The 9620-nt window shown below is 70.1% G+C and carries 8 protein-coding genes; 2 read left to right on the plus strand and 6 right to left on the minus strand.

The window, feature by feature from the left end:
- Positions 1–52: 52 nt before the first annotated feature.
- The 3 genes from ACLZOT_RS39390 to ACLZOT_RS39400 are packed head-to-tail and all read right to left on the minus strand — an operon-like array spanning position 53 to position 3158.
- On the minus strand, positions 53–1246 hold the full coding sequence (locus ACLZOT_RS39390; protein ID WP_416973986.1) for an ABC transporter permease: 1194 nt from the start codon (positions 1244–1246) through the stop codon (positions 53–55).
- A gap of 2 nt (positions 1247–1248) precedes the next feature.
- A complete protein-coding gene (locus tag ACLZOT_RS39395; protein ID WP_416973987.1) occupies positions 1249–2019 on the minus strand; it encodes an ABC transporter ATP-binding protein in 771 nt (256 codons plus the stop codon).
- Positions 2016–3158 (minus strand): efflux RND transporter periplasmic adaptor subunit, encoded by a 1143-nt coding sequence (locus ACLZOT_RS39400; protein WP_416973988.1) that lies wholly within the window; start codon positions 3156–3158, stop codon positions 2016–2018. The genes ACLZOT_RS39395 and ACLZOT_RS39400 overlap by 4 nt, the downstream gene beginning before the upstream one ends.
- A gap of 327 nt (positions 3159–3485) precedes the next feature.
- On the opposite strand from ACLZOT_RS39400, the gene ACLZOT_RS39405 reads away from it, so the two are divergent.
- Positions 3486–4139, plus strand: a complete 654-nt coding sequence (locus tag ACLZOT_RS39405; protein ID WP_416973989.1) for a response regulator transcription factor — start codon at positions 3486–3488, stop codon at positions 4137–4139.
- 27 nt (positions 4140–4166) lie between these two features.
- Positions 4167–5405: a sensor histidine kinase gene (locus tag ACLZOT_RS39410; protein ID WP_416973990.1), complete on the plus strand. Its 1239-nt coding sequence runs from the start codon at positions 4167–4169 to the stop codon at positions 5403–5405.
- A gap of 56 nt (positions 5406–5461) precedes the next feature.
- On the opposite strand, the gene ACLZOT_RS39415 is transcribed toward ACLZOT_RS39410, so the two are convergent.
- From ACLZOT_RS39415 to ACLZOT_RS39425, 3 genes are all read right to left on the minus strand, one after another.
- Entirely contained in the window at positions 5462–6043 is a 582-nt protein-coding gene (locus ACLZOT_RS39415) for a hypothetical protein (protein ID WP_416973991.1), read from the minus strand.
- Positions 6044–6191: 148 nt separating this feature from the next.
- Entirely contained in the window at positions 6192–8522 is a 2331-nt protein-coding gene (locus ACLZOT_RS39420) for a peroxidase family protein (protein ID WP_416973992.1), read from the minus strand.
- A 19-nt stretch (positions 8523–8541) separates the two neighbouring features.
- On the minus strand, positions 8542–9606 hold the full coding sequence (locus ACLZOT_RS39425) for a methyltransferase (RefSeq protein ID WP_416973993.1): 1065 nt from the start codon (positions 9604–9606) through the stop codon (positions 8542–8544).
- Positions 9607–9620: the final 14 nt, after the last annotated feature.

The raw sequence follows: 9620 nt of genomic DNA on the forward strand, positions 1-9620 counted from the left end.
GGCCGTCCTTCGTCTGGCGCCGGGGACGGCGCGGGTCATGCTGCGGCGCGGGTCATACCGTGCGCAGTGCCTCGGTGGGCTGCATCCGGGCCGCACGGATCGCCGGGAGCAGTCCGGCGATGGCGCCGATGGCCAGCGCCGATCCGACGCCGCCCATCCACGCCTCGGGGGGAACCACGACCGTCCAGCCCTTGACGGAGGCGTAGACGACCGTGGCCGCGACTCCGCAGAAGACGCCCACCGCGCCGCCGATCCCGGCGAGCAGCACCGCTTCGGAGAAGAACTGGGTGCGGATGTGTCCGCGGGTCGCGCCCAGTGCGCGCCGCAGCCCGATCTCCGACCGGCGTTCCAGGACCGAGATGACCATGGTGTTGGCGACCCCCACCCCGCCGACCAGCAGTGCCACCGCGCCCAGGCCGAGGAAGAGGCCGTTGAGCGCCGACTTCGCGGCCGCCCGGGCGACCAGCGCGTCGGACGGGTTGCTGACCGTGGCGTTCGCCGGGTCCTGCGGGTTGGCGGTCTGCGCCAGCACCGAGTGCACGTCGTTCACGTAGTCGGTCTGCGACCTGACGTAGATGGTGGTGGGGTGGCCGCTGTAGTTGAGATAGCGCTCTGCGGCCGGGTATCCGACGAGTACGGAGGCGTCGATCTCCGGGGCGAGGGCCGCCTTCTCCAGAATGCCGATCACGTAGAACCACTGGCCGCCGAGCCAGATCCGCTGCCCGGTGCGGACCCGGTCGATCCCGAGGCGGTTGGCCGCGTCGTAGCCGAGCACCGCGGTCGGCTGGGTCGCGGTGGCCTTGTTCAGGAACGCGCCGTGGGCGACCTTGGTGCGTACCGTCGCGGGCAGGGCCAGGCTGGTCGCCTGGACCTTGAGTCCGTTGGTGTTGAGCGCCGGGACCAACGGACTGCGGTACACCCGGGCCTTGGTGGCGCCGGTGTTCTCCACCTGCTCCACCGGGCCGATACGGGAGATCATCCCCGGGGCCGCCTTGGGGAGTTTCACCTCGTTGCCCTGGATGTCTCTGCCGGGGGTCACGGTGAGCATGTTGGTGCCGAGCCGGTCGATCTCGGCCAGCAGTCCGGCCTGCGAGGAGGCGGACAGTCCGAGTACGGCCACGATCGAGGCCACCCCGATCGCGATGCCCAGCGCCGACAGGGCCGCCCGCAGCCGCCGGGTGCGCAGCCCGACGCTGCCCGTGCGGGTGAGGTCGACGAACCCCAGATGTCCGGGGCGGTAGGTCACGGTCACTGGCTCCAGGCCCCCTTCCGGGGCGCGTTGTCGGCGACCACCCGGCCGTCCAGCATCTCGATGCGGCGGGGCAGTTGGGCGGCCATCTCCCGGTCGTGCGTGATCACGACGATGGTGGCGCCCTGCTGGTTCAGCTCGGTCAGCAGGGACAGGATCGCCGAGCCGTTGACGCTGTCGAGGTTGCCGGTGGGCTCGTCGGCGAGCACGATCGCGGGGCTGCCGACCAGCGCGCGGGCGATCGCGACCCGCTGCCGTTCACCGCCGGACAGCTTGGACGGCCGGAACTCGGCGCGGTTCGACAGCCCGACCCGGTCCAGGGCCTCGGCCGCCGCCCGGCGCCGGGCCGCCCGGCCCACGCCCGCGTACAGGAGCCCGTCGGCGACGTTCTCCAGGGAACTGGTGTGGTCGGCCAGGAAGAACTGCTGGAACACGAAGCCGATCTCGGTGGCCCGCACCGCCGCCAGCTGACGGTCGCTCATCTGCGCGACGTCGGTGCCGGCGATACGCATGACGCCGGCGGTCGGCCGGTCCAGCGTGCCCATGACGTTGAGGAGTGTGGACTTGCCGGAACCCGACGGGCCGACGATCGCGACCAGTTCGCCGCGGTTGACGGTGAAGCTCACCCCGCCGAGGGCCACCACGGGCGACGTGCCGCCCGGGAAGAGGCGGGTCACCCCGTCCAGTTCCAGCACCGGGGACCCGGCGCCGCCCTCCGGCGCTTCGGCCACCACCGCGGTATCGCCCGCGCGGGCGCTGAGTTCGCTCATGACGTCGGCACCACAATCCGCTGTCCGGCCTGCAGACCGGCCCCGGTGACCTCGACGATCCCGCTGTCCTGGTCGAACATCCCCAGCTGGACCGGCACCAGCCGGCGCTCGCCGGCGGAGCCGACCACCTCGACGCCGTAGCCGCCGTCGAGCAGCGCCAGCAGGGAGTTCACCGGGACGTTCAGCGCGTCCTTGGCGCTGTCGGTGATGATCGACACCTGTACGGGGGCCTGGTCGAGACTGCCGGTGGCCTTGGGGTCGTCGGGCTCGATGCCCACCGTGATCTTGGCGCCCTGGTTGTCACTGCCCGACTCGGCGATCCGGCCCACCGACGTCACCTTGCCCTGCGTCGTCTTCAGGTCCGGCAGCGTGATCGTCACCTTGTCACCGCGCTTCACCTGCGACTGGTAGGCGGTGTCGATCTGCACCGAGATCCACCGGCGCAGCGAGCTGCCGGTCAGCACCGCCATCCCCGGCTGGGCCTGGGCACCCAGCTTGACGTTCACCTTGGTCACCTTGATCGTGTCCTGCGGTATGTACACGACCTCGCTCATCGACAGTTCCCCGTCCTCCTCCAGGCCGAAGTGGTCCTGCATCCTCTTGACGGCGGCCTTGGTCAGGTAGCTGTAGTAGCGGGAGGTCGGGCTCAGGTAGCTGCTGTAACCGAGCTTGACCAGCGCGGCGTTGAGCTGTTTGACGTCGGCGCCCTTGTCGCCCTGCTTCAGGTCCCGGAACACCGGGATGGATCCCTTCAGGAAGATGACCGGCTCGCCGTTGACCTCGTACAGGACCTGGCCCGCGCGGCGCTGGTCGCCTGCCCGGGGCACCTTGGTGACCACGCCGCTCGCCCGGCCGACGGCCTCGTAGCTGCCGGCGTAGGCCAGTGTGCCGTTGACCGAGGTGCGAGCGGAGATCGTGCCCCGCTTCACGGTCGCCGTACTGACGGGCGTCTTGTCGGCGGTGTCGTCGGCCTTGGCCTCCTGGTTGAAGGGGACGACCAGGTAGGCGGCGACGGCCGCTCCCGCGGTGCCGATCACCAGGATCGTCACGATCGTCCACCGGCGGCCCTTGCGTCGCCCGGTCTCCGTGGCCGCGGGCTCCGTGTCCGTGCTCTGTGTAGGGGAGGGCAGCACGCTCACCGTCCGTCACCGCCCAGCCGCCGCGCCTGGCCGTCTTCCTGTACGCGCATACCCGTCTCCTTCGACCGACCTTCGTCAGCTGCTTATTTGCCTGCTGGTTTTGTTCTACGGGAGCGGCGGTTTCAGGACGGTATCGCCCGCCGCCGAATTCCCGGGGCCTCGGCCGTGGCCACTTCCGCGCCCGCCGCGGGCGTGCCGGGCGGGGCGATCGGGCAGTACCGGAACGGCCGGATGAAACCCCGCCGCAACCGTCCGGTCGCTAGCATGGGAATACGGCAGGGGCTTATTCACTGTGGGCCGAAATCTTTTCCCCGGGGGGAGAACAAGGTGCGCGTTCTTATCGTCGAGGACGACGAGGAAGTTGCCCACGCGGTGGCGGTGGGGCTGCGCCGGCAGCGGATGGCGGTCGACGTCGCGCTGGACGGGCTGTCCGGTCTGGAACGCGCCCTTGTCAACGACTACGACGTGATCCTCCTCGACCGGGACCTGCCCGGAATGGACGGCGACACGTTGTGCGCCAAGCTCGTCGCCGCGGACTGCCGCAGCCGGGTGCTGATGCTGACCGCGGCCGCGACCACCGAGGACCTGGTGGACGGGCTGAACCTCGGCGCCGACGACTATCTGTCCAAACCGTTCGACTTCCGCGTGCTGACGGCCCGGATCGTCGCGCTGGCCCGGCGGGCGCATCCCGCGGTGCCTCCGGTGCTGCAGCACGGCGACATCGAACTGGACGCGGCGCAGCGCCGGGTGACCCGGGGCGGCGAGCCGCTCGACCTGGCTCCCAAGGAGTTCGGCGTGCTGGAGCTGCTGCTCGCCGCCCAGGGCCGGGTGGTCTCGGCGGAGGAGCTCCTCGAACGGGTGTGGGACGAATCGGCCGACCCGTTCACCAAGTCCGTCAAGGTCACCATCAGCCGGCTGCGCGCCAAGCTCGGCGACCCACCGGTGATCCACACCGTGGCCAAGTCCGGCTACCGCATCTGAGGGCAGCCCATGCGCACCGTCTTCCGCATGCCCCGCAACACCGTCCGGTTCCGCCTGACGCTGCTGTACGGCGGGGTCTTCCTCGTGTCCGGCGTGGCACTGCTCGCGATGACCTTCTTCCTGGTCGACCGGGCCAACCCGGGCCTCTACGTGTACAACGGCCAGGGCAGCACGGCCACGGTCAAGGAGGTGGCGAAGCCGCCGGCCAAACGCGGCCCGCAGGAACTCAGCAACGAGGGCAACGACCTGCCCGCGCCGGATCCCGGAGAGAGCGAAGCGCTCATCGAACTGGCGCAGCGGCAGAAGGACGAGCGGCGGCACACGCTGCTGGTCCAGGGCGGCACCGCACTGGGCATCATGGCGGTCGTCTCGGCAGGTCTCGGCTGGGTGCTGGCCGGGCGCGTGCTGCGGCGTCTGAGCACGATCACCCGCACGGCCCGGGAGATCTCCGCGACCAACCTGCACGCACGGCTGGCCCTGCCGGGGCCCGCCGACGAACTCAAGGACCTCGGCGACACCTTCGACGAGTTGCTGGCCCGGCTGGAGGCCGCCTTCGAGGCACAGCGCCGGTTCGTGGCCAACGCCTCGCACGAGCTGCGGACTCCCATGACGCGGCAGCGCACCCTCGGGCAGGTCGCCCTGTCGGATCCGGACGCGAGCGTGGAGTCGCTGCGGGAGGCCCACCTGCGGATCCTCGCCGCCGGCCGCGAGCAGGAGCGGTTGATCACGTCGCTGCTGACCCTGGCCAGGGGGCAGGCCGGCCTTGAGCGGTGGGTGCCGTTCGACCTCCAGCAGCTGGCCGGGAAGGTCGTGGCGGCCCGTGCCGAGGAGGCCGGGCGGCGCAGCGTGTCGTGGCGCACGACGCTGGATCCGGCCGTCGCGGTCGGTGGCCCGGGCCTGGCGGAACGCCTGGTGATCAATCTGGTGGACAACGCGCTGAGCTACAACACTCCCGACGGGTGGGTCGAGGTCGCCACCCGCGCCGAGGACGGCCGGGCCGTGCTGACCGTGAGCAACTCGGGCCCGGTCGTCGCCGCCGACGACCTGGACCGGCTGTTCCAGCCGTTCCAGCGGGTCGGCACCGCCCGCACCCACCACCGTGAGGGGCTCGGTCTCGGGCTGTCGATCGTCAGCGCCATCGCCACCGCCCATCACGCCGAACTCGACGCCGTGCCCCGGCCGGACGGTGGTCTGACCATGACGGTGCGCTTCCCCCGCGCCGCGGCGGACACGGCCGTGGGGCCGGCCGCCGTCGAACCCGTCTAGCGACGGCGGGGCAGCGGCCGGGGGCACCCGGAGCGCTGTCCCACGGGACGTCGCGGTCATCCGCCCTGCGTGTTCTTGGCGCCCTCTTCCGCGCCCTTTCCGCCGTTCCTCAGGACCTCTTTGCACTTCTCGTCGGCCTTCTTGAACACGGGACCGGTGATGTCGACACCGAGCGCGCCCCGGTCGATGTCCGTCCCGCCCTCGGCGTTGGGGTCCGGGAACTTGGGCACGCCCGTCTCGCGCATGCATTTGGCGTACGCCAGTGCGGCTTCTCGGTCCGGAGCCGCCTCGGGCGGCGGCGCGGCGTTGTACTGCTTGCACTTCTCCGCGGCCTTTTCGTACGCCGGCGTGCCCAGCCCGACTTTGTCGCCCTCGATCTTGAGACCGCCGTTGGCGTCCGGGTCCGGGAAATTGGTCACGCCGTTGTCCCGCATGCACTTCGAGTAGGCGAGGGGGCCTTTCTTCTCGGAACCACCGCCGCCCGGCTTCGCGCTCTCGCTGGTGCTGGGGCTGGCCGCGGCGACTCCGCCGCCACCACCACCGTCACCGCCGTCGTCGCCGCCGCACGCGGTCACCAGCAGGCCGACGGCGGCGATCGCCACGACCAGGGTGACGCGCGGCCGGATGCGACGCGGCACCGCTACGGTCTTCCGTTCCTCGCGTTCAGCCGTATTTTTCGGCATGCTTCCGCACCTCTTTCGAATAGCTCCTGAGAAAGTTCTATCGGACGGACGGTTGCGGGAAGGTATCAGCGAAAAGGGAGGGTCCTTCGCCGCTTTCCGCCGGTTATCCGGACCCTTGCTCCGCACGGCATTGCGTGGTGTTGAGCGTGAAGGAAGAGGGGGCGGTGTCGCGTCCCCTCCAGGCACCGGTGAGTTTGATCTCACGGGTCTGTCCCGGGGCGATCACACCGCCGGTCCGGGGATTCGTGAGGGAGACATCCGTGCCGTTCTGCGCGACGACGGCACCCTCCGCCCCGGTGATCTCCTGCTCGTCCGCGTACCGGAACCGCAGTGCCCAGGCGTCGACCGGTCGCTTCGTGGTGTTCGTGAGGCGAACGGTCGCCTCGTACGTGCCGGAGTCCGTTCCGGTCCGCGCCGTCGTGCGGTAACCGGCCCGGCAGGTTTCCGGCGGCACCTGCCCCTTGGCGAAGAAGACATTGCCGGCCAGGTCCGACCGTTTCACATCGGTATTGCGGGCGATGAGGTCACCCAGGTTCTGCCGGAAGTCGATGCCATAGCGTTTCTTGATGAGTTCGAGCGCCGGCAGCTGGTTGCCGTAGAAGAAACGGTCGCCGTCACGCAGCCGTTTGAATTCGCGGTTCCACATCGCCCGCTGGAGTTCGCCGAACTCTGGTCCTGAATGCTTTTCCGCGAGCATTCCCACATAGGCGTCGAGCTTGTCGACCGAGCCGTACAGCGCCTTCAGGCGCGCGGCCAGCGGGGTGCGCCGCTCGAACGAGACGGCGCTGGTGTCCTCCGGATCGTTCTCCGCAGAGACCTGGCTGCCGAACAGGTTGGTGATGCGGGTGAAGTCGACGCTGTCGGGGTCGTTGATCTCGTCGCCGGGAGTGAGCAGCGGATCGGTGGGGAACGTCTCGGTGTTCTCCCCGGTGATGTCCTTGAACGAGTTCTTGGCCGGCAGGCCGTAGGCGCGGCGCATCTCGTTGTAACCGGGCATGCCGTGGTCGCGGCCCCGCTCCAGGTCCAGCGCGCCGAGGTCGAACACGCACTTGGGGTTGGCGTCGGGGGCCGAGCACAGCACGTCGCGGATCTCGCGCTCGATCTGCTCGTCGTTGTGGTACTGCGCCTTGGAGCCGAGGCCCTGGAGGAACGGCCCGAGCCCGACCATCGGCAGGACCATCGGGTTGTCCCGCGCCTGCGCCAGCACGAACTGGATCTTGACCTTGGCGGGGTCGTCGCTCGGATCGATGTTGAAGCCCATCTCGCGGAACTTCTGCATCTGCGCGTCGGTGTACCGGGAGCGTTCGGTCTCCATCGGGAACCCGCTGTGGATCATGCTGTGGATGCGGTACCCGACGGTCGAGAACTCATTGCTGAGGGTGGCGTTCACCGACGGGTCGTAGCCGCGGTACGCGGGGAGCCAGACGCCGTGCGCCGGAAGGAACTCGTTGTAGGTGATGTACTGCACCTCGGCGATGACGACCCGGCGGGCGATCTCGAACTTCTCCTGCTCGCTCAGCGACGCGGGCAGCAGGTCGACGATCCGGTTGTGCTCGCGCGCGATGAGCGTCTCCACCGCTGTGACACCGGTGTTGTTGTTGGCCCGCACGTCCCCCGTGACAACCGCCTGGCCCGGGTTGGCGATCAGCTCTCCGCCCAGCTCCACCTCGGGGGCGCCGGCGGTGTCGCCGCGCGCGTCCCTGCGCGGCAGGTACGCGTCCGGCATCAGCAGCTTGGCGCCGTTGTTGGCCAGGTTCCCGTCGACGGGCCCCACCCGCAGCCACTCCAGGCGCCGGTCGTCCGTCGAGTAGACGGCCGAGGCGTCGAGATAGGAGCTGACGTTGTTGATCTGCTCACGGGGAGTGGTCGTCCCGGTCCCCGGCGCGGGCGTCGAACGCGTGAACCTGAGCGCGGCCGGATCCCCCCGCGTCTCCAGCGGATCCCGGCCGTTCACGGGGACGTCGGCCCGCTCGCCCTGCGGGTCGCTGCGCAGCACGCCGCTGCGCAATCCGAACTCGTGGTCGACGAACTGACCCCAGACCCACGACCACTGGCTGAGCTGCCGCTCGGAGAAGATGTTCACCGAGAAGCCGAGACCGTTCTCGTCCACGAACTCGTCGTTGAAGATCCGGTTGCTGACCGTGCGTGCGTTCGGCCCGCTGACGGGCGTGCTGAGGCCGTCAACGTAGCGGGCGCCCGTGACCCGGGAGTAGTTCGTCCCGGCGCGGCCCCAGTCGGGACGCAGGACGTTGTTGCCGCGCCCGTCGAGGCTCTGGCCCCACACCCCGGCGGACCCCAGCGCGCTCGGCGCCGCGGGACCGACGAGCCCGCTCCCGGCGAACAACGCGGTGAGCCCCGCTGCGAGCGCTACCCGGCCCCGGGTGACACGTAATCGTCTGTTTCCGTGCCACGGGGCGGCGCTTCTCGATAACATCCGTGCTCCTTTCGGCGTATCAGTCCCGGACGGCTTCGATCAGGCTGAGGGCATAGGGCAGTTCGACCACTCGCTCGACGCTCAGCCCCGCCTTGCCCAGCAGCGCCAGGTACTCCTGCTCGCCGCGCTCGCGGCCACCGTCGTAGAGCGCCAGCAGCCGCATGTCCATCTCCTTGCCGAGGTGCGGCGCGTCCCCCTCGGGGAGCAGCATGTCCAGCAGCAGCACCCGGCCGTGCTCGGGCAGTTCGCGGCGGATGTTGCCGAGAAGGCGCAGCGCGTCGTCGTCGTCCCAGTTGTGCACGATGTTCGACAGCAGGTAGGCGTCCGCCTTCGGCACCGCCTGGAAGAAGTCGCCGACGACGAATTCGCACCGGTCGGCCATGCCCTGCGCGGCCATGAACTCACGGGCACCGGCCATCACCGGCTCCAGGTCGAGCAACAGCCCCCGCATACCGGGCGTGGCGCCCAGCGCCGTCGCGAGCACCGTGCCCTTGCCGCCGCCGATGTCGGCGAGCGTCCCGATGCCCGAGAGGTCGACCGCCGCCACGGCGGCCTCGGCGATGGCCCGCGACCGCGTGGTCATGAAGATGTCGAAGTGCTTCCGGGACTCGGGGCTGGTCGCGAGCCAGCCGTAGAACGAACCGAACCGTGCCGCGAACGAAGAACAGCCGTCCCGGACGGCGGCGGCGAGCGAACCCATCGCGTCCAGCAGGTCGGGTGCCCCCTGCAACAGGCTGACCGACCGCATCGAGCCGGGAGCGTCGGCGCACAGCGACTCGCCCGCGGGGGTCAGCCGGTAGCGCCGGATGCCGGCCACGTCCTCGGACCGCACCACGCCGAGCGCCGCGACAGTACGCAGCAGCCGGCCCAGCGCGACCCGGTCCACACCGAGCTTCTCGGCCAGCTTCGGTACCGTCAGCGGTCCGTCGTACAGGGCGCCGGCCACGTCGAGGTCCACGAACGCGTACAGCGCGGAGAACCGCCACTGCCCTCGCAGCAGGTCCCAGATGAGCGCCCGCGGATCGGAGTCGTCCACGACGTCCTTCGCCCGCCCGGACGAGTCCACGGTGCTTGTCTCTGACATTCCGCCTCCTGGCG

Source organism: Streptomyces sp. 4F14 (assembly GCF_048159485.1).
In the GTDB taxonomy this organism is placed as follows: Bacteria; Actinomycetota; Actinomycetes; order Streptomycetales; family Streptomycetaceae; genus Streptomyces.